At 71.7% G+C, this 25,509-nt stretch carries 26 protein-coding genes; all 26 read left to right on the top strand.

The features are described from left to right. Window position 1: 1 nt before the first annotated feature. The 26 genes from ACH4E7_RS37385 (at window position 2) to ACH4E7_RS37510 (ending at window position 25,476) form a co-directional block, all read left to right on the top strand. Complete coding sequence (locus ACH4E7_RS37385) at window positions 2-1,354, top strand: sugar phosphate nucleotidyltransferase (RefSeq protein WP_396253650.1); 1,353 nt, start codon at window positions 2-4, stop codon at window positions 1,352-1,354. Continuing rightward, entirely contained in the window at window positions 1,354-2,541 is a 1,188-nt protein-coding gene (gene glgA, locus ACH4E7_RS37390; RefSeq protein ID WP_396253651.1) for a glycogen synthase, read from the top strand. The genes ACH4E7_RS37385 and glgA overlap by 1 nt, the downstream gene beginning before the upstream one ends. Then, window positions 2,538-4,592, top strand: coding sequence for an alpha-1,4-glucan--maltose-1-phosphate maltosyltransferase (locus tag ACH4E7_RS37395; protein ID WP_396253652.1), 2,055 nt, complete (start codon window positions 2,538-2,540; stop codon window positions 4,590-4,592). Before glgA ends, ACH4E7_RS37395 begins: the two co-directional genes overlap by 4 nt. Then, complete coding sequence (gene glgB, locus ACH4E7_RS37400) at window positions 4,589-6,475, top strand: 1,4-alpha-glucan branching protein GlgB (protein WP_396253653.1); 1,887 nt, start codon at window positions 4,589-4,591, stop codon at window positions 6,473-6,475. The genes ACH4E7_RS37395 and glgB overlap by 4 nt, the downstream gene beginning before the upstream one ends. Beyond that, window positions 6,468-8,048 carry a Na+/H+ antiporter gene (locus tag ACH4E7_RS37405; protein WP_396253654.1) on the top strand — a complete coding sequence of 527 codons (1,581 nt, stop codon included), beginning with the start codon at window positions 6,468-6,470 and terminating at the stop codon, window positions 8,046-8,048. Before glgB ends, ACH4E7_RS37405 begins: the two co-directional genes overlap by 8 nt. 288 nt (window positions 8,049-8,336) lie before the next feature. Next, the gene (locus ACH4E7_RS37410) at window positions 8,337-9,545 is read left to right on the top strand and encodes an IS701 family transposase (protein WP_396253655.1); all 1,209 of its coding nucleotides are present in this window, start codon (window positions 8,337-8,339) and stop codon (window positions 9,543-9,545) included. A gap of 62 nt (window positions 9,546-9,607) precedes the next feature. After that, window positions 9,608-10,474: an ester cyclase gene (locus ACH4E7_RS37415; RefSeq protein WP_396253656.1), complete on the top strand. Its 867-nt coding sequence runs from the start codon at window positions 9,608-9,610 to the stop codon at window positions 10,472-10,474. A 66-nt stretch (window positions 10,475-10,540) separates the two neighbouring features. Continuing rightward, on the top strand, window positions 10,541-11,137 hold the full coding sequence (locus ACH4E7_RS37420; protein ID WP_396253657.1) for a hypothetical protein: 597 nt from the start codon (window positions 10,541-10,543) through the stop codon (window positions 11,135-11,137). A gap of 179 nt (window positions 11,138-11,316) precedes the next feature. Then, window positions 11,317-11,790: a hypothetical protein gene (locus ACH4E7_RS37425; RefSeq protein WP_396253658.1), complete on the top strand. Its 474-nt coding sequence runs from the start codon at window positions 11,317-11,319 to the stop codon at window positions 11,788-11,790. A 218-nt stretch (window positions 11,791-12,008) separates the two neighbouring features. Next, window positions 12,009-12,197, top strand: a complete 189-nt coding sequence (locus ACH4E7_RS37430; protein WP_396253659.1) for a hypothetical protein — start codon at window positions 12,009-12,011, stop codon at window positions 12,195-12,197. Window positions 12,198-12,354: 157 nt separating this feature from the next. Further along, entirely contained in the window at window positions 12,355-13,716 is a 1,362-nt protein-coding gene (locus ACH4E7_RS37435) for a YcaO-like family protein (RefSeq protein ID WP_396253660.1), read from the top strand. 36 nt (window positions 13,717-13,752) lie between these two features. Continuing rightward, window positions 13,753-14,412, top strand: a complete 660-nt coding sequence (locus tag ACH4E7_RS37440) for a TOMM precursor leader peptide-binding protein (RefSeq protein WP_396253661.1) — start codon at window positions 13,753-13,755, stop codon at window positions 14,410-14,412. Window positions 14,413-14,416: 4 nt separating this feature from the next. Further along, on the top strand, window positions 14,417-16,066 hold the full coding sequence (locus tag ACH4E7_RS37445; protein ID WP_396253662.1) for a nitroreductase family protein: 1,650 nt from the start codon (window positions 14,417-14,419) through the stop codon (window positions 16,064-16,066). Continuing rightward, window positions 16,063-16,779 (top strand): nitroreductase family protein, encoded by a 717-nt coding sequence (locus ACH4E7_RS37450; protein WP_396253663.1) that lies wholly within the window; start codon window positions 16,063-16,065, stop codon window positions 16,777-16,779. The genes ACH4E7_RS37445 and ACH4E7_RS37450 overlap by 4 nt, the downstream gene beginning before the upstream one ends. 41 nt (window positions 16,780-16,820) lie before the next feature. Then, window positions 16,821-16,994 (top strand): thiocillin family RiPP, encoded by a 174-nt coding sequence (locus ACH4E7_RS37455; RefSeq protein WP_396253664.1) that lies wholly within the window; start codon window positions 16,821-16,823, stop codon window positions 16,992-16,994. Window positions 16,995-17,042: 48 nt separating this feature from the next. Next, the gene (locus ACH4E7_RS37460; protein WP_396253665.1) at window positions 17,043-17,213 is read left to right on the top strand and encodes a thiocillin family RiPP; all 171 of its coding nucleotides are present in this window, start codon (window positions 17,043-17,045) and stop codon (window positions 17,211-17,213) included. 45 nt (window positions 17,214-17,258) lie between these two features. Beyond that, window positions 17,259-17,429, top strand: a complete 171-nt coding sequence (locus ACH4E7_RS37465; protein WP_396253666.1) for a thiocillin family RiPP — start codon at window positions 17,259-17,261, stop codon at window positions 17,427-17,429. Between the two features lie 54 nt (window positions 17,430-17,483). Continuing rightward, a complete protein-coding gene (locus ACH4E7_RS37470; protein ID WP_360261953.1) occupies window positions 17,484-17,651 on the top strand; it encodes a thiocillin family RiPP in 168 nt (55 codons plus the stop codon). 59 nt (window positions 17,652-17,710) lie between these two features. Beyond that, window positions 17,711-17,878: a hypothetical protein gene (locus tag ACH4E7_RS37475; RefSeq protein ID WP_396253667.1), complete on the top strand. Its 168-nt coding sequence runs from the start codon at window positions 17,711-17,713 to the stop codon at window positions 17,876-17,878. 191 nt (window positions 17,879-18,069) lie between these two features. Further along, the gene (locus ACH4E7_RS37480) at window positions 18,070-19,194 is read left to right on the top strand and encodes a PqqD family peptide modification chaperone (RefSeq protein WP_396253668.1); all 1,125 of its coding nucleotides are present in this window, start codon (window positions 18,070-18,072) and stop codon (window positions 19,192-19,194) included. After that, entirely contained in the window at window positions 19,191-21,632 is a 2,442-nt protein-coding gene (locus ACH4E7_RS37485) for a lantibiotic dehydratase (protein ID WP_396253669.1), read from the top strand. Before ACH4E7_RS37480 ends, ACH4E7_RS37485 begins: the two co-directional genes overlap by 4 nt. Then, the gene (locus tag ACH4E7_RS37490; protein WP_396253670.1) at window positions 21,629-22,567 is read left to right on the top strand and encodes a thiopeptide-type bacteriocin biosynthesis protein; all 939 of its coding nucleotides are present in this window, start codon (window positions 21,629-21,631) and stop codon (window positions 22,565-22,567) included. The genes ACH4E7_RS37485 and ACH4E7_RS37490 overlap by 4 nt, the downstream gene beginning before the upstream one ends. After that, entirely contained in the window at window positions 22,568-23,449 is an 882-nt protein-coding gene (locus ACH4E7_RS37495; protein ID WP_396253671.1) for an ABC transporter ATP-binding protein, read from the top strand. Further along, entirely contained in the window at window positions 23,446-24,672 is a 1,227-nt protein-coding gene (locus tag ACH4E7_RS37500; protein ID WP_396253672.1) for an ABC transporter permease, read from the top strand. The genes ACH4E7_RS37495 and ACH4E7_RS37500 overlap by 4 nt, the downstream gene beginning before the upstream one ends. A gap of 77 nt (window positions 24,673-24,749) precedes the next feature. Further along, window positions 24,750-25,019: a hypothetical protein gene (locus tag ACH4E7_RS37505; RefSeq protein ID WP_396253673.1), complete on the top strand. Its 270-nt coding sequence runs from the start codon at window positions 24,750-24,752 to the stop codon at window positions 25,017-25,019. A 208-nt stretch (window positions 25,020-25,227) separates the two neighbouring features. After that, window positions 25,228-25,476: a hypothetical protein gene (locus tag ACH4E7_RS37510; RefSeq protein WP_396253674.1), complete on the top strand. Its 249-nt coding sequence runs from the start codon at window positions 25,228-25,230 to the stop codon at window positions 25,474-25,476. Window positions 25,477-25,509: the final 33 nt, after the last annotated feature.

Below are 25,509 nucleotides of genomic sequence, written 5' to 3' on the forward strand. Positions count from 1 at the left end.
GATGGAGACCCTGTCCGCGATCGCCCTGGTCGGAGGCCGGGGAGTGCGGGCCCGGCCGCTGACCCTGAACTCCTCCGACTACCTGCGCAGCAAGGCCGCCATGAGCCTGGCCGGGCGCAGCCTCATCGAGTGGGCGGTCGGGATCCTGCAGGCCCAGGGGGTCGACCGTTTCTACGTCGCCGCCAACGGCGGGGAGAACCGCGCCCAGACCAAGGCCATCCTGGAGCACGGGGAGCGGCTCGGCGTGTCCGTCCGCTACTCCAGGACCCGCTTCGACAGCAGCAACACCGGCTCCGGAGAGGCCACCCTGCGCTGCCTGGAGTACTGGGACCTGACGGGCTTCGCACTGGTCTTGCCCTCCGACTCGGTCTTCGACTTCGACCTCGGGGCCATGACCCGCGCCCACCGGGCGCACGACTCCGTCGTCACCCTCGCCACCGTGCTGCGCCCGGCGGCCGAGGCGGCGGGCAAGTACGGCGTGGTGCTTCGGGGCCCCGACGGCGGGGTGACCGGCTTCCTGGAGAAGCCGGACCTGGCCGCGCTGCGGGCGGCCGGTGCGCTCGACGGCGCGGGGCGGGTCGAGACCAACGCCGGAATGTACCTGGTCGACTGCGACCGGTTGCGGGTGATCGCCCGCGAGCCCGGCCTCGCCGCACTCGCCCGCCGCAGCCTGGACTGGGGCGGCGACCTGCTGCCGTACCTGGCCGCGCGCGGCCACCGGATCGCCTCCCACCCCATCGCCAAGTTCGGCGACCTGGGTAGCCCCCGCGACTACCTCACCACCCTGCGCGAGGTCCTGCGGGACGAGTACCCGATGCTCAGCGGCAGGATCGACCCGCCAGTGAGCGCGCCGGCCGGGGCGCGGATCCACGAGAGCAGCCTGTACCTCAAGGACGAGACCACCGGCCGGACCCTCGCGGAGAAGGTCGCCGACGGCACCGTGCGGATCGGCCCGAACGTGCGGATCGGCCGGGACGTGGAGATCGGGCCCGGAGTCGTCCTCGCCGAGTCGGACATCGGCGACGGCGTCGACCTCGGCGAGGGCAGCTCGCTGCGCGGCGTCTCCTGCGGCGACCACAGCATCGTCGGCCCCGGCGCCCGGATCTCCGACGCCTTCCTCGGCGTCATGGTCGACATCCGCTCCACGCTCGGGCGCCCGGTCATCCTGGAGGAGTTCTGCGCCCTCGGCGACGAGGTGAGGATCGGCGCGGGCACCCATCTGCGCGGAGTGAGCGTGTTCCCGCGGCTCGACATCGGGAGCGGCGCGCGGATACCCGCCGGCGCCAGCCTCTCCGGACTCAAGGACCTGCTGCACTGGCTGGGCGAGACGCCCCTGAACGGGAGGGCCGCGTGATGCGCGTCGACCTCCTCACCCGCGAGTACCCGCCGCACGTCTACGGCGGCGCCGGCGTCCATGTGCAGCAACTCGCCAGGGAGCTGCGGAAACTGGTGGACCTGCGGGTCCAGTGCTTCGACGGGCCCCGTCCCGCGCCGCACGTCACCGGCCACCGGGCGCCAGCCGACCTGGTAGGAGCCAACGGCGCCCTCCAGGCCCTCGGCACCGACCTCGCCATGGCCGCGGCGGCAGCCGGAGCCGACGTGGTGCACAGCCACACCTGGTACACCAACCTCGCCGGCCACCTCGCCAAACTGCTGTACGGCGTCCCGCACGTGGTCACCACCCACAGCCTGGAACCGCTGCGCCCCTGGAAGGCCGAACAGCTCGGCGGCGGATACGCGCTCTCCTCCTTCTGCGAGCGCACCGCCATCCTCGGCGCCGACCGGGTGATCGCCGTCTCCGGCGCGATGCGCGAGGACGTCCTGCGCTGCCATCCGCAACTCGACCCCGACCGGGTCGTGGTGATCCACAACGGCGTCGACACCGGTGAGTTCGCACCCGACCCGGACACCGCCGAACTGCGCCGCCTGGGCGTGCGGACCGACCGGCCCACCGTCGCCTGCATCGCCCGCCTCACCCGGCAGAAGGGCCTGACCCACCTGCTGCGCGCCGCGCCGCACCTGGCCCCCGGCACCCAGCTGGTGCTATGCGTCAGCGCTCCCGACACCCGCGAGATCGCCGCGGAGTTCACTGCGGCCGTCCACGAGGCACGCGGGCTGGGCACCGACGTGGTGCACGTCGAGGAGCCGCTGACCCGCTCGGCGGTGCGCCAACTGCTGTCGCACGCCGCCGTGTTCGCCTGTCCCTCGGTGTACGAGCCGCTGGGCATCGTCAACCTGGAGGCGATGGCCTGCGGGACGCCGGTCGTCGCCACCGCGGTGGGGGGCATCCCCGAGGTGGTCGTGGACGGGGAGACCGGCCTGCTGGTCCCGCTCGGCGGCGACGACGAGCCCGTCGAACCCGACCTCTTCGCCAAAGGGTTCGCGCTGCGGATCAACGAGTTGCTGGCCGATCCGGACCGGGCCCGCCGGATGGGCCGGGCCGGGCGCCGCCGGGCGGCCGAGCACTTCTCCTGGACGGCGATCGCCGGGCAGGTCCACGACGTCTACCGATCAGTGGGGGAAAGGACCGAAGTCCGATGACCGTCGAGTCGATCCAGCCCGCGAAGGAGCTCGGCCCGCACCAACTGCCCTCCCAGGTCGGGCGGATCCCGATCACCGGGGTGCGGCCGTCGGTCGACCAGGGACACCGGCCCGCGCGGGCGGTGCCGGGCGAGCCGTTCGAGATCTCCGCCACCGCCTTCCGCGAGGGCCACGAGGAGATCGGCGCCCAGGTGGTGCTCACCGGCCCGGACGGCCTCGAACGCCCCGGGATCCGGATGACCGAGAAGGTACGCGGCACCGACCGCTGGAGCGCCGAGGTCGTCCTGGACCAGCTGGGGGAGTGGACCTTCCGGGTGGAGGCCTGGAGCGACCCGCTGGCCACCTGGCGGCACGCGGCCGAGGTCAAGGCCGCAGCCGGCGTCGACGTCGAGCCGACCCTGGAGGAGGGCGCCGCCCTGCTGGCCCGAGCCGCCCTCGGACCCCTCGCCGTCGGGACTCCCGCGCAGACCGTGCTCGCCTGGGCTGCTGCCGTCGTACGGGACACCGCCCGTCCGGCTGAGGCGCGGCTGGCCGCCGTCCTCTCGCCCGAGGCCAGCGCGGCGGTCGAAGTCGGACCGCTGCGCGAACTCCTCACCGTCGGGCCGGAGTTCCCGCTGCGGGTGGAGCGCGAGCGGGCACTGTACGGCTCCTGGTACGAGTTCTTCCCCCGCTCGGAGGGCGCCGTCCTCGATCCGGCCGGCGTGCGGCCGCCCCGCTCCGGCACCTTCCGTACCGCGGCACGCCGACTGCCCGCCGTCGCCGCGATGGGCTTCCACGTGGTCTACCTGCCGCCGATCCACCCCATCGGTACCACCCACCGCAAGGGCCCCGACAACAGCCTCACCGCCGGACCGCACGACCCCGGGTCCCCATGGGCCATCGGCTCGTCCGTCGGCGGGCACGACGCCCTGCACCCGGACCTCGGCACCGACCGGGACTTCCGGCACTTCGTGCGCACCGCCCGCCGCCTCGGCCTTGAGGTCGCGCTCGACTTCGCCCTGCAGTGCTCGCCCGACCACCCCTGGCTGCGCGAACACCCCGAGTGGTTCCGCCACCGGGCCGACGGCAGCATCGCCCACGCCGAGAACCCGCCCAAGAAATACCAGGACATCCACCCGATCGACTTCGACGCCGACCCGGACGGCATCCACGACGCCTGCCTGCGGGTGCTCCACCACTGGATGGACCGCGGCGTGCGGATCTTCCGGGTGGACAACCCGCACACCAAACCGCTCGGCTTCTGGGAGCGGCTGCTCGCCGACGTCCACGACACCGACCCGGACGTGCTCTTCCTCTCCGAGGCGTTCACCCGCCCGGCGATGCTGCACGCCCTGGCCCGGGTCGGCTTCCACCAGTCGTACACCTACTTCACCTGGCGCAACACCCGTGAGGAGATCGAGGAGTACCTCGGCGAACTCGCCGGGCTCGACGGAGCGGAGGCGGCCGACTACCTGCGGCCCAACCTCTTCGTCAACACCCCCGACATCCTCCCGCGCTACCTCCAGCACGGCGGACGCGCCGCCTTCGCGGTGCGGGCGGTGCTGGCCGCGACGGCCAGCCCCTCCTGGGGCGTCTACGCCGGCTACGAGCTGTGCGAGGCGGCCGCGGCCGTGCCCGGCGGCGAGGAGTACGCCCAGTCCGAGAAGTACCAGTACCGGCCGCGCGACTGGGACGGCGCCGAGGGGCGCACGCTCGCCCCGCTGATCACGGCGCTCAACCAGATCAGGGAGCGGCACCCGGCCCTCCGACACCTGCGCACCTTGCGCTTCCACTCCTGCGACAACCGGCAGATCCTCACCTACTCCAAACGGCTCGGCGACGACGCCGTCCTGGTGGTGCTCAACCTGGACCCGCACCGCGCCCAACAGGGCACCCTCACCCTGGACCTCGCCGCACTCGGGCTGGAACCGGGCGAAGCCTTCGACGTCCACGATGAGCTCAGCGGAGCCGAGTACCGCTTGGACGGCGAGAACCGCGTCCGGCTCGACCCACTCGCCGGCCAGGTCGCGCACATCCTCACTATCCGACCCCTGACGAGGACTTCACGGTGACCCCGCGACTCGACCAGCTTCCGCCGGCAATCGGGGAGCTCGACCTCCACCTGATCGGGGAGGGGCGCCACGAGCGGCTCTGGCAGGTGCTGGGAGCCCACCCCCGCGCCGACGGCACCGACTTCGCCGTCTGGGCCCCAGGCGCCCGGGCGGTACGGGTGATCGGCGACTTCAACGACTGGCGCGGAGCCGGGCACGTGATGCTGCCGCTCGGGTCCTCCGGCGTCTGGCAGCTGTCCGTGCCCGGGGCGGCTGAGGGCGCCCTGTACAAGTACGAGGTCCTCGGCGCGGACGGCACCTGGCGGCAGAAGGCGGACCCGTTCGCCTTCGCCGCCGAGTGCCCGCCGGGGACGGCGTCCCGGATCCACACCTCCTGGCACCGCTGGACCGACGCCGCCTGGATAGCGGCCCGGTCGGCGCGCCCGGCGCGGACGAGCGTCTACGAGGTCCACCTGGGCTCCTGGCGACCCGGACTGACGTACCGCCAACTCGCCGACGAACTGCCGCCCTACGTCCAGGAGCTGGGCTTCACCCACGTCGAGTTCCTGCCGGTCGCCGAGCACCCCTTCGGCGGCTCGTGGGGGTACCAGGTCACCTCGTATTTCGCCCCGACCGCGCGGCTCGGAACCCCGGACGACTTCCGGCACCTGGTCGACGCCCTCCACCGGGCCGGCATCGGCGTGATCGTCGACTGGGTGCCCGCGCACTTCCCCGAGGACGACTGGGCACTGGCCCGGTTCGACGGCACCCCCCTCTACGAGCACCCCGACCCGCACCGGGGCGAACACCCCGACTGGGGCACCCTGGTCTTCGACTTCGGCCGCCCCGGGGTGCGCAACTTCCTGATCGCCAACGCACTGTACTGGTGCGAGGAGTTCCACGTGGACGGCCTTCGGGTGGACGCCGTGGCCTCCATGCTCTACCTCGACTACTCGCGCGGCCACGGTCAGTGGACGCCCAACGCCCAGGGCGGCCGCGAGAACCTGGAGGCGGTCGCCTTCCTCCGAGAACTCAACACCACCCTCCACCGCCGCTTCCCCGGCGTGCTCACCGCCGCCGAGGAGTCCACCGCCTGGGAGGGCGTCACCCGGCCGGTCGAGGCCGGCGGGCTCGGCTTCGACCTGAAGTGGAACATGGGCTGGATGCACGACACCCTGGGCTACCTCCGCCAGGACCCGGTGCACCGGCGCCACCACCACACCGGCATGACCTTCCCGATGATGTACGCCCACGCGGAGAACTACCTGCTGCCCGTCAGCCACGACGAGGTCGTCCACGGCAAGGGCTCACTGCTTGGCAAAGTGCCCGGCGACCGGTGGCAGCGGTTCGCCTCGGTGCGGGCCTACCTCGCTTTCATGTGGGCCCACCCCGGCAGTCAACTCCTCTTCATGGGGCAGGAGTTCGCCCAGGTGGCGGAGTGGTGGCACGACGGCTCGCTGGAGTGGACGCTGCTCGACACCCCCGAGCACCGGGGCGTGCGCGACCTGGTCCGCGACCTCAACCGGCTCCAGCACGCCATCCCCGCGCTCTGGCGGCTCGACGGCGAACCCGGCGGATTCCGCTGGATCGACGCCGACAACGCGGACGAGAACGTCCTCTCCTTCATCCGCCACGACGCCGACGGCGAACCCCAGGTCTGCGTGTACAACTTCTCGCCGGTGGTCCGCGCCCAGTTCCCACTGGCCTTCCCCCGCGCCGGCGGCTGGAGCGAGGTGCTCAACACCGACGCCGAGTGCTACGGGGGCAGCGGCGTCGGCAACCTCGGTGCCGTCACGGCCGAGGCACGGCCCCGGCAGGGCCTGCCGGCCTGCGCCGACGTCGTGCTGCCACCGCTCGGCGCGCTCTGGCTGCGCCCGCAGGGCCGGGAGGCCGGGCGTGGCTGAGATCCTGCTCCTGGTCGTCGGCGCGACCCTGGTCTCCGCCGCCGCCCACCGCACCGGCGTCTCCCCGCCGATCGCGGCGGTCGTCGCCGGGCTGCTGGTCTCCTTCGTCCCCGGCGTACCCGACTACCACCTCGACCCGGACCTCGCGCTGATCGTCTTCGTGCCCCCGCTGGTGTACTCCGACGCGGTGGAGAGCTCGTACCTGAACCTGCGGGCCAACGCCCGCCCGATCGGCCTGCTTTCCGTAGGGCTCGTCCTGTTCACCACCGCGGTCGTCGGCGCCGCGGCACACTCGGCCGTCCCCGGGATGCCGTGGGCGGACGCCTTCGTCCTGGGCGCGATCCTCGCCCCCACCGACGCGGTCGCCGCCGTCTCGATCGCCCGGCGGCTCGGACTGCCACGACGAATCGTCACCATCCTGGTGGCCGAGAGCATCGTCAACGACGCCACCGGCATGACCGTCTTCCGGCTCACCCTCGCGGTGGCCCTGGGCGGCACCACCACCTTCCTCGACGGTGCGGCCGACTTCGCCTACACCTCGCTGGCAGGGGTCGCCGTCGGCCTGGCACTCGCGCTCCCGGTCCGCCGGCTGCGCGGCTGGCTGGCCGACGCCGTCACGGAGAACGCCGTGATGCTGCTCGTACCCTTCGGCGCCTACGCGACCGCCGAGTCCTTCCACGCCTCCGGAGTGCTGGCCGTGCTCGCCGCCGGGCTGTACCTCGGGCACCACTTCGCCGGGGCCTCGCACGAGGCCAGGCTGCAGGAGAAGGCCACCTGGCGGCTGACCACCTGCGTGCTGGAGGCGGTGTCCTTCGCACTGATCGGCCTGCAACTGCGTCCGGTGCTCCAGGCCCTGCACACCACCGACCCGGCAGCGCTGGGCCGCTACGCGGCCGTGGTGTTCGCCGCCATGCTGCTGGCCAGGACCCTCTGGGTCTTCCCCGCCACCTACCTGCCCCGCCGCCTGTCGGCGAGGCTGCGCGGGCGCGACCCGGCACCTCCGTGGCAGCACCCCGCCGCGATCTGCTGGGCCGGCACCCGCGGCGTGGTCTCACTGGCCGCCGCCTTCGCCGTGCCGCCCGACCTGCCGGACCGGGACCTGGTGCTCTTCCTCGCCTTCTCGGCCGTGCTCGGCACCCTGCTGGTCCAGGGCGTCGGGTTCCCCGCGGTGGCACGCCGACTGCGCCTGCGGGACGAGGGCCAGGCGCGCCACGACGACCTCGCCGAAGCCATGGCGCAGGAGGTGGCGGCCCGGGCGGCCTGGGCCCGGGTCCAGGAGAGGATCACCAGCGGCCAGGACGACGCGCCCGGCCATGTGCTCGACCGCTTGCGGGACCTCGCCGAGCACCGCTGCTCCACCGCCTGGGAGCGGATCCGGGCGGACGGTTCGGACGGCGCTTCGCCGCGGGCCGAGCCGCCCACCGCCGCGTACCGGCGGCTGCGGCGGGAGATGCTCGCCACCGAGCGCAGCGTCTTCGTCCGGCTCTGCCGGGAGGGCCGGATCCACGACGAGGTGCTGCGGCGGGTGATGCACGAGCTCGACCTGGAGGAGGCGGCGCTCTCGCGTATGTGACGGGAAGGCGGCCGGACCGGAATAGGTCCGTACGCTGTGCCAACAATTCCCCGAGGTCCCGGCTTGCCGGACGTGGTCTGCGCACCGCATATGGAACTCGCTAAACCGGCGTCGATCCGTTCTGTCGGAGTCGGTTCTCTGCTCTAATGGGCGGTCGAGCTCAGCAGTGCAGATGGCTTTTCGGGAAATCCGCTGGATCGACGATTTCCCCCGCTCTGCCATGCCCGGAATGGTGAATATTTCCGCCGGGTCGTGGTATTCGCGCATTGCTTTCGAGGAGGGATGGGTGTGGACGCCGGATTCGATGACTTCGGTCCGCAGGACCTTTCTCAGGATCAGGTGGACCGGATGTGCGGGCAGTTGCTCGCCTCGGTGCCGCGCAGTGACCAGCGACGATGGGGCGAGCTGTACGTCCGGGGGCTGCTGTCCGCGAAGGGGCGCAAGACCATGAAGGGCATCGCCGAGGCCGCCGACGCCGGCGCGATGCAGAGCCTCCAGCAGTTCATCACCACCTCCCCGTGGGAGTGGAAGCCGGTGCGCCAGTCCCTGGCCCGCTTCGTGGACCGGCAGCTCCAGCCGGTCGCCTGGATCGTCGAGCCGCTCGCTGTGCCCAAGGCGGGCCGGCACTCCGTCGGTGTCGAGCGCCAGTTCGTCCCCGGCCTCGGCCGGATGGCGAACTGTCAGCAGAGCGCCGGCGTGTGGCTGGCCTCCGGGGAGGCGAGCTGCCCGGTGGACTGGCAGCTCGCGCTGCCGGCCACCTGGGTCCGGGGCAGCGAACAGCGGAGAAGAGCCGCCATACCCGATCACGTGAGATCCCAGACACCGGTGCAGTGCGCCGTCGAATCGGTCGTCTCCATCACCCGTGACTGGAGCCTGACACCTCGTCCGGTGGTGATGGCCGCGACCGGAGACGACCTCGCCGAGGCTCTCAGGGCGTTCGCGCCGCGCCGGATCCCGTTCGTCCTGCGGGTCGACGCCTCCCTTCAGGTGACCCCCGCCGACCCGAGGCTGCCTGTCGGCGACGGAAGGCTGCTGTCGGCGGAGCGCCTCCTGGCGTCCGTACGGGAACTGGGTGCGGCGGTCGAGTGGCGCGACAGTCGGCACGGTCGGCACCGGGTGGCCAGGGTGGTCGGTCTACGGGTCGCGTTGCCGGACGCCCTCGACCGCGCCGCGGGAATGCCGCCGCTCTTCCTCATCGGCGCCTGGACCGACCCGGGCCACGTGCGGCCCACCGAGTTCTTCCTCTCCAACATCGGCCACCTCTCCTCGTCGGCGCTCTTCCGGATCGCCAAGCTGACCAGGCGGGTCTCCCGTGATCTGCAGGACGTCTGCGACGGAGTGGGCATCCGCGACTTCGCCGGGCGCAGTTTCCGCGGTTGGCACCACCACGCCACACTCGTATCGATCGCGCACGCGATCTCCGTCCTGGCCAGACTGCCCCGGCAATCGGGACGTCTGCTGTCGCAGCGACGCCTGCCGCTGATCGGATCGCGGTGACCAAGGACGCCGGCAGGGGGGACGCGCCACGGCCTGCGTCTCCCCTGCAGCATCGTCACCCAGTGGTGCAGCGGATCGCTCACTGCCCGCTCGGTTCCCGGCGGCACCTGGTTCACCGTGCGAATTCTCGCACCGACCCGAAAGGATCTCGAATGACGGAAATCACGACAACGGACGTGCGGGCGGTTTTCGAGAAGCAGCTCGCGGCCGTGGCGGTCGGCGATCTCGAATCGGTCGTCGCGAATTACGCCGCAGACGCCGTGCTCGTCCGGTCTGACCGGAGCTTCACCGGTGGGGACGGAATTCACGAGGCGTTCTCCGCCTACCTCGCTCTCCGGCCGAAGCTGGTGGAAATGGTGGAGTACGCCGAGCACGGCGACACGGTCTGCTATCGCGCGGTCATGGAGGTCGCCGGTGAACGGAAGGACACGGTCGGAACCATGGTGATGAAAGATGGCCGGATCTGGCGGCAGACGGCCTCGTTCCGCCCGGAGCCGCCGGTGACCGCGACGCCGCTGGAGGTCTACCGGGCCTGGAACGACTGCCTGCTGGCGGGCGACATCGAGGGGGCCACCCGTCTGATCGACGCCGAGCGGTGGACCGAGAAGTGCCTCGGACTGACCGGATGGCTCAGCGACTTCCAGGTCGCGCTCACGCACTACGAGCGGAACATGGTCGAGCCGTGGGAGGGTCTGGAGATGTTCGAGGAGGAGGTGGTCGAGGGGCGGGATGCCGTCACCATCCGCTTCCGCGTCGAGGCCACCCACGTGGGGGAGTTCATGGGAGTGCCCGCCACCGGCCGAAGGGTCTCCTTCGACGCCATCCGTATCGTTCACGTCAGGGACGGCAAGGTCACGGGACAGTGGGCGCAGCTCGACCTTTGGGGCCTGCACCGGCAGCTGACGGACAGTCGGCCGACCACGCTCTGAGATGAGCCCGTCAGAGTACCGTCAAAAGAACATTCCGGGCCCTGCACGGCTGGTTCGATCGTGGGCATGGACGTCACCTGGTTGGCCGACCGCCTCGATGGCAGGCCGAGGGTGGTCGTGTCGACGACCAGCACCGGCCCGGGGCTCCGCCGCGAGTTGTGGGTCGCATACCTGTACGGCTACCGGCCGGTGGAGCACCGACCGGCGGCCGGGGCCGGGGGCTGGACCGTGCTGGTCCTGGACCCGGACCCGGCGGCCCGGCACCGGGCCGAGTGGATGCGCAACCCCGACCTGCGCCCGGGAGCGCCCTCCCCGGTCAGCTGGACGGGCGGCCGGGGCGACAGCCGGGCGGAGCCCCTCTGGACACCGCCGGGCTGGCCCCCCGGAGCCGGCCCGGTCCTGCCGTCCGATGACCTGCTTCCCCGTATCCCTCCAGGCCACCGGGGGACCAGGCGCCGAACGGTCTGGCTCACCTGCGGCGTGATCACGGCCTGGGCGATCAACGTCGTGAGGTGGGCCTGGTCCGGCACCCCTGAAATGGCCGGGCTGGTGCTGTCCGGATTCCTGGGCGCCCTGGTGCTGCTGACCTGTGCGATCGCTGCCCGGCGGTCGCGCCGCCGGGCCTGGAAGGCGCAGGTGGACGCGGAACGGCCGGGGGCGTGACGTGGGCCGGACTGCCTTCCGCGCGCGTGCCGCCTCCGTCATGATGCCGGGTGGGGGATGGGGGAGCGGTGTACCTGAGAGACCCGAGGTCCAGGGCCGGGCGGTGGTGCCTCGCGCCGGTCCTCGCGTTCGCCGGCCTCGCTGTGATGCTGGCCGGAGCAGCCCTGACCGCCGTCTGCGTGCTCACCATCGCGTACCCGCTCCGACTCGCCGGGCAGCCGGGACTGTTGACAGTCACCGGTTGCCTCACTGAAGGCAGTGGCAAACAGACGCACACCATCTGCTACGGCGATTTCACCCCCGACTCTCGCGCCGCCGTGGCCCACTCGGTCCCGTACGACGGCAGCTTGCGGGTCGGCGCCCGCGTGCCCGTGCAGTACGTCGAGTCCGAGGACACCTCCTACCGGGTCGGCGTCGCCTACACCGGCGTCCGGGTGCTCGGCATCTCCGCCGGGCTGTTCGCCGTTGTCGCCGGCCCCGTCGGCGTTGCCATGGCAGTCGAGATGGCCGCACCCCGGCAGGCGGCACGGTGGCGGGAGGGGCGCGTGCCGCGGGCCCTGTGGCGAGTAGCCGTGACGCTGTTCAAGGCCCTCGCCGCGCTCGTGGTCGTCTCCGGTTCGATCAGTCTGATGACTTCTCTGCTGACCGACTGACCACCGACCGTGTCGTGGTCGGCAAGCCTCGACGGGCTGCATCTTGGTGCACCGGGCGCCTGCAACATGCTGCATTCCAACCCTTCCCCGGGTGCCCGTCGGAGGTGGCATATTTCAAGCCGTTGAGAAACGCCGCAGTAACACGGGGGGAAATGATGACGAGCGCAGTTTCCTGCGCGCGGCGCGGCAGGATGCATCCTGCCCGGAGGACCGGGGGCATGCTGCTGGGCGCTGTCGCCGGCATGACGCTTCTGGCCATCGGGACCTCAGGTGCCGCGCCGGCCGTAGCCGGTGTGAACGCCGTTTCGGCCGGTGACGCGCCGGCTCCGGGACAGGGCGTCATGAACGGCGCCGACGGCCTTCGCCACCCGCATGGTTCGTATCCCAGGACGCACGCCTGGGACTGACGGACGACGTCGCGCGGAAGCGCGTTTCCCGTCCGGTTTGCAACGTCATATGCCGAAATTCGGCTCTCACTTGCGGAAATGATTCCGTGCCATGCCAAAATCCGTGCCCGGACTTCCGGGTGCGCGAATTCAGGCTTTCTTCCGAAGGGTTCACTAAATGGCGGACGTGAGCCGCGCCGAGCGGTTCGGCGGGGTGGACGAGGCCCCCGCGTCCCTGCCCGAGGGACTGCGCCGGCTCGATGCACTGGTGTCGTCCGGCGGCGGGCTGGTCGGGCGGGTGGCCCGGATCTCGCAGGAGTCGTCGGGCCTCACCGTCTACAACTCCACGATGGGGGAGCTGGAACACGTCCAGCCCAACATCCGCTCGACCAGCAGCCGGCCCTCGGGGGTCGAGCTCGGCGGCGGGGGCGGCGGCACCGATCCACACCTGGCCCGTGCCATCTCCATCGCCGAGGCGCTGGAACGCTACTCCAGCTGCGTCCTCCCGAAGGACCTGGTGTGGGCCACCGCCGACGACCTCGGCGACCGGGCGGTCGACCTCGGCCTGTTCCCGCGGGCGAGCAAGGACGAACTGGCCCACCCCGCCTGCCCGGTGACGGCACCGGAGCGGGACGAGCCGATCCGGTGGACCACGGCTTGGTCGCTGACCGAGGCCCGCCCGGTCATGGTGCCGGCCGTGGCTGTGTGGCTGCACATCCCGGCGCTCACCCCGACCGAGCGCTTCACGCTGCCCATCTCCACGGGCAGCGCGACGCACACGGACCTGCACCGTGCCCTCCTGAACGGCATCTGCGAGGTCATCGAGCGCGACGCGATCGCCCTCACCTGGCTCCAGCGGCTGCCGCTGCCCCGGATCGAGTTCGACACCATGTCGGACGAGCTGGCGCGTTCGCTGCGCGAGGTGGAGCGCAAGGGGATCCGGACGACGTTCTTCGACGCCACCTCCGAACTCGGCATCCCGACGCTGTACAGCCTCGACGAGGATCCGCGCAGCGAGCGAGTACGCCACGTGGTCATGTGCGCGACCGACTTCGACCCGGACCGCGCGGCGATCAAGATGCTGCGGGAGACGGCGTCCTCCCGGATCGCGCTGGGCACCGCCGAGCCGCCGCCGGCCAGCGTCGACGACTTCCACAGCGTCTTCCACGGCGCGACGTACATGGGCGCGGCCGAGCGCACCGCGGCGTACGACTTCCTGCGCGCGCCGGAGAACGGGGTGCGGCTCTTCTCCGCCCTGCCCCGGCCGTCCACCGCCGACGCCAGGGAGGACCTGCGACTGGTCCTGGAACGGCTGAAGCACCACGGCATGGACGTGTACGCGGTCGAGATGACCACGACGGAAGCACGGGAGGTGGGCTTCAGGGTGGTCCGGGTGATCATCCCGCAGCTGATGCCGCTGTCCTTCTCGTACCGTGCGCGGTACCTCGCCCACCCGCGGCTCTACGACGGCCCGCGCGCGATGGGCTACCCGGTGCACCCGGAGGCGGACATCAACCCCTGGCCCCAGCCCTTCGCGTAGGGACGGCAGAGCGCTTTGGAGCGGTAGGAGCAACGAATGTTCGATCTGCACGTGCTGGCGGTCGGTGCCTTCGGCCGCGCGGTCGCGGACCGGCTGGCGGACCGGCGGCCGGCCGAGGTCTCGCCGGAGACCGACCTCTTCCAGCCGGCCCGGTGGCCCCGGGCCCGGATGCGGGTGGTCGCCGCCTGGCGGGAGACCCCGGCCCTGTTCGACCTGGTGGACCGGCTGGCCTTCGCCACCGGTACGCCCTGGCTGCCGGTCACGATGGGCGTGAGCGCGCTGCGCGTCGGCCCGACCGTCCTCGGTGGGCGCGGGCCCTGCTACCGGTGCTTCCTGGCCCGCCAGTACCAGCACCAGCAGCTCCGTGAACTGGACCGCCGACTGCTGCGGGCCTACGACGCCGATCCGGCGCTGGGGCCGGACGGATTCCTTGAGGCCCACGCCGTCCTGGCCGAGACCGTCGCCGGTCTGAGCGCCGACGCGGTGCTCGGCGGCGACGACCTGGCCGAGCGCGGCAAGGTCCGGAGCTTCGACCTGCTGTCCGCCGAGGTGAGCACGCTGTCGGTGGTGCCCGTGCACGGCTGCGAGCGCTGTGACCGGCCGGAACCGGATGCCACCTGGCGCCGGCTCGCCGACGACCTGCGGGACCTCGGCACGACCGTGACCGAACCGGCACTCATCACGAGGAGGGGGTGAACCCATGACCACCGCTCAGTTGTCCGCCGTGGAGCTGGCGTACGCCACGGCCAACGACCCGCAGTTCCGCCTGCCCGCACACCCGTCGGTGGTACCGGGCGTGGTCCTGCACTGGTCGGAGGACGGCCTGATCGTCGAGGGCACGGGCACCCGGCGCACCCTCAGCGGCCGCTCGGCCCGGCAGATCCTCCCGGACCTGCTGCCGCTGCTCGACGGCACCCGCACCCTCGACGATCTGTCGGCCGCGCTCGGCCGCCCGGCTCCGCAGGTCCGTGCCGTCCTCCTGCTCCTGTACTCCTGCGGCCTGCTGCAGGAGGGCGTTCCGCGCCGAACGGACCCTCAGTCGGTGCTGCTGGCCCGGCTGCTCGACAGCACCCGGGTGAACACCAACGCCGACGAGGCGCAGGACCGCCTGGCCGCCGCGCCGGTCGCGCTCTGGGCCGACGGCTTGTTCGGGGAATCGCTGGCCGAGCGGCTGCACGCGATGGGCATGCGCACCGTCCGCCTGGACTCCCCGAACGCCTCGGCCGACGACGAGCAGTCCCCGGCCCTCGCCGTGCTCCACGTCGACGCCGGCAACCGGGCCGACGCCCGCGAGCTCTACCGCGCTCTGCGCCGCCGCGAGGTGCCCGTGCTGCTCACGGGCCCGGACAGCGACGGGTTCTTCATCGGCCCGTACAGCGCGAACGACCACGGCGCCTGCCCCGAGTGCTGCCTCGCCCAGGTGCCGCCCATCTCCGGGGAGCCAACCACCCCGGACACGCCGGCCGCCGCGGCGGCGCTGACCGCGCTGGAGGTGCTCGGACTCGTCGCCCGGGTCGGCAAGCCGGCCTCGCTGCACGGCCGGGTCCGCATCGACCTGTGCGGCGGGCGGTCCGAGGCCCGCATGCTCGCTCCGCGCCCCGGCTGCGACCTGTGCGGTGATCCCTCGGTCGAGTTGCAGGACCCGCCGCCCGCCTACGCCTACGAGCACTCGGTGGCGTTCCCGCCGCGACGGCTGGTGAACCCGAGGGACCACCAGGTCCACTTCGAGCCCTCGAACCTCGCGCTCCAGTACGACGCCAAGGAGTACCCGGACGCCGAGACGGTCGACCTGGGCGACGCGGACCTCGCGCTGCTGGACGTCGGTGCGCAGCCGCTCACCGTCGACCTGCTGGGCACGCTCCTCGGGGCCGCCTTCGGACTCAAGCAGCAGCCGCAGGACCGGAAGCAGAAGCTGCTGCGGTTCGCGCCGACCGGCGGGAACCTCGGCTCCCCGACGGCCTACCTCCTGGTCCGCGACGTCCCGGGGCTGGAGCCCGGCGGGTACGCGTACCAGGCGATCAGCCACCGCCTCGCCCGGGTGGCCGAACTGCCGCCCGAGTACAGGGACATGACCGAGCCCGCGCTGCTGGTCGTCACCGGAGCGCTGGTGCGGGTCGCCCGCAAGTACCGGACCTTCGCCTACCGGGTGATCCACCTGGACACCGGAGTCGCGCTGACCCACCTGCTGCTGGCCGGCCGGCGTTTCGGCCTGCAGATGACCAACGAACCGGCCTGGGACGACAGCGCGTTGACGACCGCCCTGGGCGTGGAGCGCGAGTTCGAGTGCGTGACTGCCGTGGTGCGGCTCGGCACCACGACCGGGTCCCGCAGCGGGGAGGAAGCACGATGAGCGATCTCATGGACCTGATGGCGGCACTCCGTCAGGACACCGAGCGGCGGTCCGAGGCGGAGCACCGGGCCGCCCTGGACCTGGAAGTGCCCTGGCAGTGGCACGGCGTGAGCGGTTTCGGCGCCCTCGCGGAGGACGGGCTGCGGCCGGCTCTGCAGCGTCGCCGGGCGAACCGCTTCTTCGCGGACCGGCCGGTGGACACGGAGTTGCTCCAGCGGATGATCGAGGCGGGCCAGGCGGCCGACGCCGCGCTCTGGCCCCTGGAGTGGGCGGCGCGACCGCTGGAGTTCCTCGTGGTGGCGCGCGCCGTCACCGGACTGCGGCCCGCTATCCACCGCCACGGCCCCGACGGCTTCGAGGCGCTCGCGGACATCTCCGGTACCGAGGAGCTGAGCGCCCTGGTGCTCCAGCCGGAGTTCGCGCTGGCGCCGGCCATCCTGCTGGCGACCGGCTCGCTGGAGGACGCGCTCGACTCGGCCGGCTCCCACGGCCACCGGCGGCTTCTGGAGCGCAGCGGCGCGGCCTGCGAGGCCGCCTGGCTGACCGCGGTCGACGGCGGCCTGTCCGGGAGCATCTTCGCCGGTTTCCTGCCCTCCGCGCTGAAACGACTACTGGGCATCGACGGGTTTCGGCGGACGCAGTTGCTGGCCCTGGCCGTTGGCCACGCCTACGACGCGTCCGGCGAGTACGGCAGGGGATCGGCCAACGGCTGACGCCTGCACCGCTTCGATCCGAGGAAGGGAGGTGACATCACATGGACCAGCTCAACGACCTTGACCTGATCATGGCCGAGGACGGCGCGTTCGGCCTGTTCCTGGAGGAGCTCCAGGACTCCGCCGCCGCGTACTCGACCATCGCGTCGGCCAGCACCGTCGGCACCGCCACCGGCTGCGCCAGCAGCTTCGGCTCCGCCAGCTCGTTCGGGTAGCCGCGAGTGGGAGCCACGTCCGATCGTTCCGGAGAGGAGGTGACACATATGCAGAACACCGAGCTCGAACTCGACCTGTTCGCGGCCGACGACGCCTCGGTCGAGATCCTCGCCGACAGCGCCGCCGCCTGGGGCACCCTCGGCACCCTCTCGTCCGCCGGCACCGTGACCGGTTGCCTCGGCTCCGCGTCGACGGCGTCCAGCACCAGCCCCTGGTGACCGGGGTCCTGGTGCCCCATCGATCCCTGAAAGGAGGTGACATCCATGCAGAACAACGACCTTGAGGTCGACCTGTTCGCCGCCGCCGAGGCGTCCGTCGAGGACCTTCCGGAGACCGGCGCCGCGGGCTGGAGCAGCGCCGGGACCGTTTCCTCGGCCGGCTCCGTGACCGGGACCTTCAGCTCCGCCGCCACCGTCTCCTCGTACAACAGCTGACGAGTACGGCGTCTTGTCCGGATCGACCGACTTTCGCGAAAGGAGGTGACAGCGATGCAGCACCTCAACGAGGACGACCTGCAGCTCTTCCTGACCGACGAGCTGTTGGTCGAGGACCTGCCGGAGACGGCGGCCCTCGGTTCGTTCGGCAGCGTGGGCAGCTTCGGCAGCACGGTCGGCAGCTGCGCCTCGACCGCCAGCACCGGCAGCACCTTCAGCTGATCCGCGCGCGCACCCGCCCAGGATCACCCACCACAGACACAGAAGAAGGAGGGAATCTCATGGAGAACATCCAGCTTGGCGACGACCTGGACCTGGAGGCCTTCGTCGAGGAGCTCGACGACGCCACCAACATGTCGCTGTCCACCGCGGGCTCGCTGGCCTGCGCCGGCTCGTTCGTCGGCAGCTGCGCGTCGAGCGGCAGCAGCTTCTCGACCGCCTCTTCCTGAGACCGGTCCCTGGTCTCCTCCGAGACCGGCCCCTGGTGACCACCGGCGCTCGCGCCGGAACGTGACCAGGTAGGGGAGTCGCGTCGCTCCAATCGACGCGACTCCCCACCCCCGCAGTCTCCCAGAGACCCGCCCGGAGCGAACCGGACCCGATCCGGACGCGACACAGACACCGAAAGCGAGGACAGGACGTGCCATCCAGCCCCGAGACCACGGCACTGGAGCCGTGGCTCGACACCGAGCGGCTGCGCATGCGCGACGGTGTCGAGATCATCACCGGCGCCGGAGGCCGGACCATGCTGGTCTCCCCGGCCGGCCGGTACCTGAACATCTCGCCCAGCGGCCTGGCCATCCTGCGCCACCTGGGCGACGGCATGACCGGGACGGAGCTCCTGGCCTCGCTTACCGAGCGCTACCCCGAGCAGGAGTCGCAGATCCGGGCCGTCCTGCCCGACTTCCTCGCCGACCTGCGCCGGGCCTCGGTGCTCAACCTCGACCCCCTGCCCGCCACCGGCACCGAACGGGCCATCCGGTACGGGCGGTTGGACCTGGTCAAGCGCTTCCCCCTCGTACGCGATCCGAGCCGCTTCGCCGACCCCGTCGCCGGCGTCCTGCGCCGTCTGCCGGTCCGGCCGCTCGCCGCGCTGCTCCTCGCCGTGCCGGTGATCGCCGTCCCGCTGGCGGTGCTCGCCCTCACCTCGTCGACCGGGAGCATCCACCCGACGGCGTGGATGGTGGCGGCCGCCGTCGCGGTGATGCTGGGCGAGATCGTCGTGCACGAGTTCTGCCACGCGGTCGCCATGACCTACAACCGGGTCCGGCCGCGGAACGCCGGTGTCGGGCTGATGCTCTACCTGTTCCCGATGGCCTACGTGGACCGCACCGACAGCTACCGGCACGAGGGTCGGTTCGGGCGGGTGCTGATCTCCCTGGTCGGGCCGATCTGCGACCTGACCTTCGCCGGCGCCTGGTCCCTCGCGGCACTGAACACCACCGGCGACACCGCCCTCTTCTTCCGCATCCTGCTCGGATTCCAGCTGATGGCGGTGGTCGCCAACATCAACCCGCTCTTCCCCAGCGACGGTTACCACGCCGTCGAGGCCGCCCTAGGCGCGATCAACATGCGGGGCCGGGCCCTGACCTACGTCCTGCACCGGGTAACCCGCAAGCCGCTGCCGCTCTACCTGCGGTCGATCCCGGGCCGCGTACGGGCGGGCTACGTCTGCTACTTCGCCGTCAGCCTGCTGTACACCCTGCTCGCCGCCGGCCTGATCCTGTTCAACCTGCTCTCTCTCGCCATTGGGCTGATGTCGTGACCAACCCCAGTACGAAGCTCCGAACCGACTCCGCGCCGGCGCGCCACGCGGCGTTCCGCCTCGACCGGCTCGCCGGCGTTCCCGTCACGACCCTCACGCTCAGCGACGCGATCCGGGAACAACTCGACCGCCACGCCGGAGCCGAGGCCGAGCTCGCGGCAGCGGGAACCGCCCTCAGCGACTCGATCTTCCCGCTGGTGCCCGATGCGGACCGGAGCGCCCGGCGCCGGCTCCTGAAGACCAGGAGGCTCGCGCACCGCGGTGGCGGCCTGAGCGCCGAGGACCTCGCCTTCCTCGGCGAAGCAGGCGTTCCCGCGAGCGTCACGGAACGCTGGCGCGGGGCTCAGCAAGAGCTCGCTCGCCGGCTGGCGGGCCTTCAGGACGCCGTCGCGGACTGTGCCGCCCGCACCGCCGCGACCCTGCGAACCCACCTCGGCTCGGGCCCGCTCGCCCTGTCCCTCCCGCTGGTCGCCGCACATCTGCCGGAGCAGGTCGCCGACGGCGACCTGGAGCCGGGCACCCGGACGTCCCGGACGCTACTGAGCTACCTGGTCCGCGCGGCGCTCAAGCCCAGCCCACTGGGCCGGCTGACCGCCGTCGCGCTGCAGCCGGCGCCCGGCACCGAGCCGGCCGGTCAGACCGAGACGACGCCGCCGATCGGCTTCGTCCACAACCTGTTCTCCGAACTCGCGGCCACCCCGCGGTTCGCCGACGCGTTCTCGTACACCCCGGCCCACCCGGTCCCGTCCGAGGACGACTCCGCCACTGTCGTGCTCACCTCGCTCTCCGACAACGGCGGCTTCCTCTGGTCGACCGAGAAGATCGTCGATGCGGGCCCGTACCGGACGGAACTCGACGAAGCACGCGACCTGACCCCCGCAGCTCTTCCTCCGGGCAGGCTGGCGCGGTACGTGCGGACCGGGCTGCTCGTTCCGGTCGTCCCGTGGGAAGCCGGCAGCATCACTCCGCTGCTCGACCTGGCGCAGACGCTGCTCGACAGCAAGGCCGAGGACGCCGTCGAGCTCGCCGGCCTCATGACCGTACTCGCCGGGGAGGTCTGCGCCGTCGCGGCGGCCGGCCCCGCCGACCGGCGGCGCCTGCTGGCCGGGATCCGTGCCCGGGCCGACGAACTCGCCGACCGCTGCGGCGCGCCACGCTGGACCGCGCAGCTCGTCCACGAGGACGGTGCCTCCGCCGTCCCCGCAGCTTCGCTGCCCGCCGCCGTGGAGACCGACCTCCAGGCCGTCGCGGGCACGCTACGCCCCTACCTGATCCGTTCGCACGTGTACGACGCCATCCTGGAGGAGTTCCGCTCCCGGTACGGAGCCGGTGGCCGGTGCCAGGACGCCGCCGGGTTCTTCATGCGGCTGCACGCCGACAGCACGTTCAAGGCCGCCTTCCACCGGGCGCGGATCGCCGACATGACGGCCGGCGCCACCGAGCTCGACGAGCGAGCCCACCTCCCGGTCGGGCGCACCTCGGCGCCGCCCTCCGCCGCGGTGCTCTACCAGCTCGCGGCGCAGGACTCCGAGGCGGCCCACCGGGGCGACTACCACATGGTGGTCAACCAGTACGGCAGCGCCCTCGGCGGCCTCGTCACCCGGTTCGGCCGGATCCTCGGCGAACGGGCGGTCGGGGACGCCCAACTCGGCTGGCTGCGCTCGCTCTTCCCCGGCTGCGAGGTCCGCACCCTCACCTTCGCGAGCCAGGTCAACAACCTCCAGCACGCCGGCGCCGGCTACCTGCCGCAGATCCACTGGCCCGCCGAGCGACAGCACCGCACCGCCGATTCACTCGGCTTCGACCGGCTCGCCCTGCGGCACGACGCCGCGACCGACGCCCTGGAGTTCGAGGACTCCAGCGGCCGGCCGGTGGCGCCCGTGTACACCGGCATCGTGCCGGCCCACATCGCCACCGGAGCCGCCCGCCTGGCCCTGGCCGTCATGGACCCCTGGACCGACCGCTCGCCGCTCACCAGGGACAACCACCCGTTCCTGCGGGCCCAAGCGCTGGCCGCCCACGGGACCGAGGAGGTGGCCACACCGCGCGCGACCGCGGGCCGGGTGGTGCTGCGACGGGCCCGCTGGGTCCTTCCGGCGTCCGAGTTCCCGGCACCCGAGCGGGGCGAGCCGACCGCCGACCACCTGCTGCGCCTCGACCGCTGGCGCCGGGAACGGCAACTGCCCCGCGAGGTGTTCTTCCTCGCACTGGGCGCCGACCCGCTCGACGCCAACCGGCGCAAGCCCATGTGGCTCGACCTGGCCTCGCCCCATTCCGTCGCCACCGCTCTCCCGCTGATCGCCGGAGCGCACACGCTGCGGATCGAGGAGGCGCTGCCTAGCCGGGACGAGGCCTGGACCGCCGGGCCGGACGGCCCACGGATGTGCGAACACGTCAGCTTCCTGGCCTGGGAACGTCCCACCGGAGACCACCGATGACCACCGCGACCCTCGTACCGGAGCGCCGCACCTGGCTGTACCTCAAGCTCTACCCCGGTCGCCTCGACCTGCTCGACGCGACCCTGACCGAGGTGGTGGCACCGCTCGTCGAGGAGATGGCACCCTTTGCCGCCCGCTGGTTCTACCTGCGCTACCTGGACGGCTCGGGGCCGCACATCCGCCTCCGGTTCCTCGTCGAGCCGGCGCAGGCCGATGCCCTCGTCCTGCAACGGTCCGCACTCATGGGGAAGTTGGCCGAACTCACCGGAGGGCCGGAGCGCACGGCGCTGCCCCTGCCGCCCGTCCTGCCCGCCGGCGAGGCCCGCTCGCGGACCGACGTCCGGTTCGACCTCTACGAACCGGAATACGCCAAGTGGGGCGGCCCCCGATACCTGGAGGTCGCCGAGCACGCCTTCCAGGCGTCCAGCGCGACGGCGCTCCAGCTGCTCGCTGCCTCGGACGGCACCGTCGAGCACCGTCTCGCGCTCGGCCGCCTCGTCATGGTGCGACTCCTCGACCGCCTCGACCTGCCCCGCGCCGAGCGGGAAAGCTTCCTGAGGACCCACTACACCTGGTGGTCCGGCCTGAAACAGGCCTCTCCCGCGGACGCCGCCGCCCGCGACGCCAACCTGCGGGCCGTCCACGAACAGGTACGCCCCGCCGTCACGGAGAGGTCCGGGCGAATGGCCGAAACCGGACATTCGAGTGATCTGATCACCGGGCTGTGCACCAATATGCTGATCGGCATCGAGAAGCGGGGGGTGCATCAGAAACCGCTGTACCTGGCCTTCCACCATCTCCACCTGACGCTCAACCGGCTGGGGATCGCGCCCGTGGAGGAAGCCCTGGTCTCACTGCTGGCCGGGCCGGCCCCAGAACCTGGCGCGGCAACGTTCGTGCGGAACCCTTCCGCGTCCCCTTCCGAGGAGTCGTAAGTGCTGGAACTTCACCAGGTCAGGAAGGCCTTCGGTGACCGTCAGGTCCTCCACGACGTGTCGATGGCCCTGACACCCGGGAAGCTGACGGGATTCGTCGGCTCCAACGGCGCCGGCAAGACGACCACGATGCGCATCATCATGGGCCTGCTCGCACCGGACGGCGGCAAGATCACCTGGCACGGCGCCCCCCTCACGACCGAGCAGCGCCGGAACTTCGGCTACATACCCGAGGAACGCGGCCTGTACCCGCGCCAGCCCGTCCGCGAGCAACTCGTCTACTTCGGCTCCCTGCACGGCATGGCCAAGCGTCAAGCAGCCGAGCGGGCCGACGAGATCCTCGACGTCCTCGGCCTCGCCGAGCGGGCCGCCGACAAGCTGGAGGACCTCTCGCTGGGCAACCAGCAGCGGGCCCAGATCGCCGTCGCCCTCATGCACCGGCCCGAACTCCTCGTCCTCGACGAGCCGTTCTCGGGCCTGGACCCGGAGGCGGTCGACGCCCTGAGCGGACTGATCCGCTCCTGCAGCGACGACGGCGTCCCGGTGCTGTTCTCCAGCCACCAGCTCGACCTGGTGGAGAAGCTCTGCGACGAGCTGGTCATCCTGTCCGGCGGACGGATCGTGGCCCACGGAACCGCCGCCGAACTCCGCGCGCGGCACGACTCCGTGATCCGCATCGACGCCCCGGCCGTGGACACGTGGATCCGTGACGCCGCCGGGATCAAGGTCCTCTCGGCGGACGGCGACTGCGCCCGGTTCACGGCGGTGGACGAAGGCGCGGCGGACGCGGTGCTGCGCACGGCGCTGTCGCGCGGTCCGGTGTCCCACTTCGGCGAGGCCCCAGTGCCGCTGTCGGAGATCTACAAGGAGGTAACCCGATGACCGGGGCCCAGCAGAGCGAGCGGACCTCGCCGATCTGGCTGCGCGTGGCGCAGCGCGAGATTCGGGTCCGTACCCGGAGCAAGGCGCTGTGGATCTCGACCGTGGCGATGGTCCTCCTGATCGTCGGCGGGGTGATCGCCCTGCACGTCCTCTCCGGCCGTACCACGAGCTACACGGTGGCCGTCACCTCTCCGGGTGCCGAGCAGACCGTGACGGCGGCGGCCCGCACCGCGTCGGACGTCAAGCTCGAACCCCGGAACCTGCCCGACCGGGCGGCGGCCGAGCAGGCGGTGAAGGACGGGGACGTCGACGCCTTCCTGCTCCTCGACGACACGGCCGGCGGGCACGTCTGGCGGCTGGAGGCGAAGGGCAAGCCGGCGGCGGACCTGCAGGCCTACCTCGCCCAGACGGTCGCGGCCCAGACCATGCAGCAGAACGCCCAGTCGCTCGGCGTCTCCCTGCCGGACGTCATGCGCGGCGCCCAGCTGACGCCCGTCGAACTTGACGCCTCCTCCGACGAGGCCGGGTACCAGTACGGCGTGACCTTCGTCTTCGGGCTCCTCTTCTTCATGTCCTGCCAGCTCTTCGGCACCACGACCGCCAACAGCGTGGTGGAGGAGAAGGAGTCCCGGGTGGTCGAGGTGCTGCTCGCCGCGATCCCGACCCGCTCGCTGCTCGTCGGCAAGGTCGTCGGCAACTTCGTGCTCGGCATCGTCCAGATGGCCGCGTTCACCGTCTCGGGACTGGTCACGGCGCTGGCGGTCGGCGGAGTGCCGCATCTCGGTTCGATCGTCGCCTCCAGCGGCTGGTTCCTCGTCTTCTACGTCCTCGGCTTCGGCACGGTCTGCTGCCTGTTCGCGGGGCTGGGGGCGCTGGCCTCCCGTACCCAGGACGTGCAGTCCGCGACCGCGCCGCTCCAGATGATCATCATGGCCACCTACATGGTCTCGATCGTGGGCAAGGGCGCGGTCGTGACCGTCGCCTCCTACGTGCCGATCGCGGCCACCGTCACGATGCCGTCGCGGATCTTCGCGGGCACCGCTGCCTGGTGGGAGATCGCCACCTCCCTGGTGATCGCCGCACTGTTCGCGGCCGTCACCATCCGGATCGCCGCACGCGCCTACCGCTCGTCGGTCCTGCACACCGGCAGCCGGCTCTCGCTGCTCGCCTCGCTGCGCGCGGACCGCAACGAGCCCGCTGCGGCCGGGTCGACCGGCGCCTAGCCCGCGCCCTCGGCCCGCCCCCGTCACCGGCCGGCATCCGACCGGCCGGTCGGCCCAGAAGAGAATGGAAGGAAACCATGAGCGACCACGTCGTCGTGGCCGAGATCGGCCTGACCAAGAACCGGTACGGCGCCGAGATCAAGACCTCCGAGCCGATGCCCCTGGAGCAGGCCCGGGCCTACGCCCTGGAGGCCGCCCGCGGTGGCCACCCCGACTTCGCGCCGGCCGCGAAGGACGCCCAGGTGCTGAGGGTCGGGGCGGACCAGTATCTGGTGGTCGAGGGCCACCGGCTGAGCCCCGACAGCCTCAACCGCTTCACCGTCACCGAGGTCGTCGGCAACGCCTGACCACACGGTGCGAGAGCGCTGCCGCCAGATCGCCTCCCCGGCCCGTCGGCCGGGGAGGCGATCCGTTTTGCGGGCACCACTCCGCTCAGTGGTCGTCGGGCGAGAGGTGTGATCCAGGCGACTGATTCATGTGGTCAATTATCTGGCAGAATATTAACTGACCTGCACAGCCGCCTACTTGACGCGTCGACAGCACCGGGAAGTTTCCATGGTCACTCTGAGGATTCAGGGCTTTGCCGACCAGAACGCAGAGGACCACCCGCAGTTGCCCGAGACGGCCTGCATCAGATTTGTTGCCCTGCTGCCGCCGCAGTGGCGATGGCGGCAGTCGATCGGCGAGAGCAGCTTCACGCTGGACGTCCTGCTCGACGAACAGCGAGAGCTGGACCCTGCTCGTGCGACGGTCGACCGGGCGTTTCGGGATCCCGGCCTTCGCGGCTGGACGTGGGCACACTGACGTCGTCCGTAGTTCGGGTCGGTCTACCCGGCC

It is taken from the genome of Kitasatospora sp. NPDC018058 (assembly GCF_044327205.1).
In the GTDB taxonomy this organism is placed as follows: domain Bacteria; phylum Actinomycetota; class Actinomycetes; order Streptomycetales; family Streptomycetaceae; genus Kitasatospora.

What these genes read in the sequence shown, in the direction of transcription:
- ACH4E7_RS37470 (WP_360261953.1), top strand. Translation starts at nt 17,484, where the DNA reads ATGCAGCACCTCAACGAGGACGACCTGCAGCTCTTCCTGACCGACGAG.
- ACH4E7_RS37395 (WP_396253652.1), top strand. Translation starts at nt 2,538, where the DNA reads ATGACCGTCGAGTCGATCCAGCCCGCGAAGGAGCTCGGCCCGCACCAA.
- ACH4E7_RS37510 (WP_396253674.1), top strand. Translation starts at nt 25,228, where the DNA reads ATGGTCACTCTGAGGATTCAGGGCTTTGCCGACCAGAACGCAGAGGAC.
- ACH4E7_RS37450 (WP_396253663.1), top strand. Translation starts at nt 16,063, where the DNA reads ATGAGCGATCTCATGGACCTGATGGCGGCACTCCGTCAGGACACCGAG.
- ACH4E7_RS37440 (WP_396253661.1), top strand. Translation starts at nt 13,753, where the DNA reads ATGTTCGATCTGCACGTGCTGGCGGTCGGTGCCTTCGGCCGCGCGGTC.
- ACH4E7_RS37430 (WP_396253659.1), top strand. Translation starts at nt 12,009, where the DNA reads ATGCTGCTGGGCGCTGTCGCCGGCATGACGCTTCTGGCCATCGGGACC.
- ACH4E7_RS37455 (WP_396253664.1), top strand. Translation starts at nt 16,821, where the DNA reads ATGGACCAGCTCAACGACCTTGACCTGATCATGGCCGAGGACGGCGCG.
- ACH4E7_RS37465 (WP_396253666.1), top strand. Translation starts at nt 17,259, where the DNA reads ATGCAGAACAACGACCTTGAGGTCGACCTGTTCGCCGCCGCCGAGGCG.
- ACH4E7_RS37460 (WP_396253665.1), top strand. Translation starts at nt 17,043, where the DNA reads ATGCAGAACACCGAGCTCGAACTCGACCTGTTCGCGGCCGACGACGCC.
- ACH4E7_RS37500 (WP_396253672.1), top strand. Translation starts at nt 23,446, where the DNA reads ATGACCGGGGCCCAGCAGAGCGAGCGGACCTCGCCGATCTGGCTGCGC.
- ACH4E7_RS37435 (WP_396253660.1), top strand. Translation starts at nt 12,355, where the DNA reads ATGGCGGACGTGAGCCGCGCCGAGCGGTTCGGCGGGGTGGACGAGGCC.
- ACH4E7_RS37475 (WP_396253667.1), top strand. Translation starts at nt 17,711, where the DNA reads ATGGAGAACATCCAGCTTGGCGACGACCTGGACCTGGAGGCCTTCGTC.
- ACH4E7_RS37385 (WP_396253650.1), top strand. Translation starts at nt 2, where the DNA reads ATGGAGACCCTGTCCGCGATCGCCCTGGTCGGAGGCCGGGGAGTGCGG.
- ACH4E7_RS37490 (WP_396253670.1), top strand. Translation starts at nt 21,629, where the DNA reads ATGACCACCGCGACCCTCGTACCGGAGCGCCGCACCTGGCTGTACCTC.
- ACH4E7_RS37445 (WP_396253662.1), top strand. Translation starts at nt 14,417, where the DNA reads ATGACCACCGCTCAGTTGTCCGCCGTGGAGCTGGCGTACGCCACGGCC.
- ACH4E7_RS37505 (WP_396253673.1), top strand. Translation starts at nt 24,750, where the DNA reads ATGAGCGACCACGTCGTCGTGGCCGAGATCGGCCTGACCAAGAACCGG.
- ACH4E7_RS37420 (WP_396253657.1), top strand. Translation starts at nt 10,541, where the DNA reads ATGGACGTCACCTGGTTGGCCGACCGCCTCGATGGCAGGCCGAGGGTG.
- glgA (WP_396253651.1), top strand. Translation starts at nt 1,354, where the DNA reads ATGCGCGTCGACCTCCTCACCCGCGAGTACCCGCCGCACGTCTACGGC.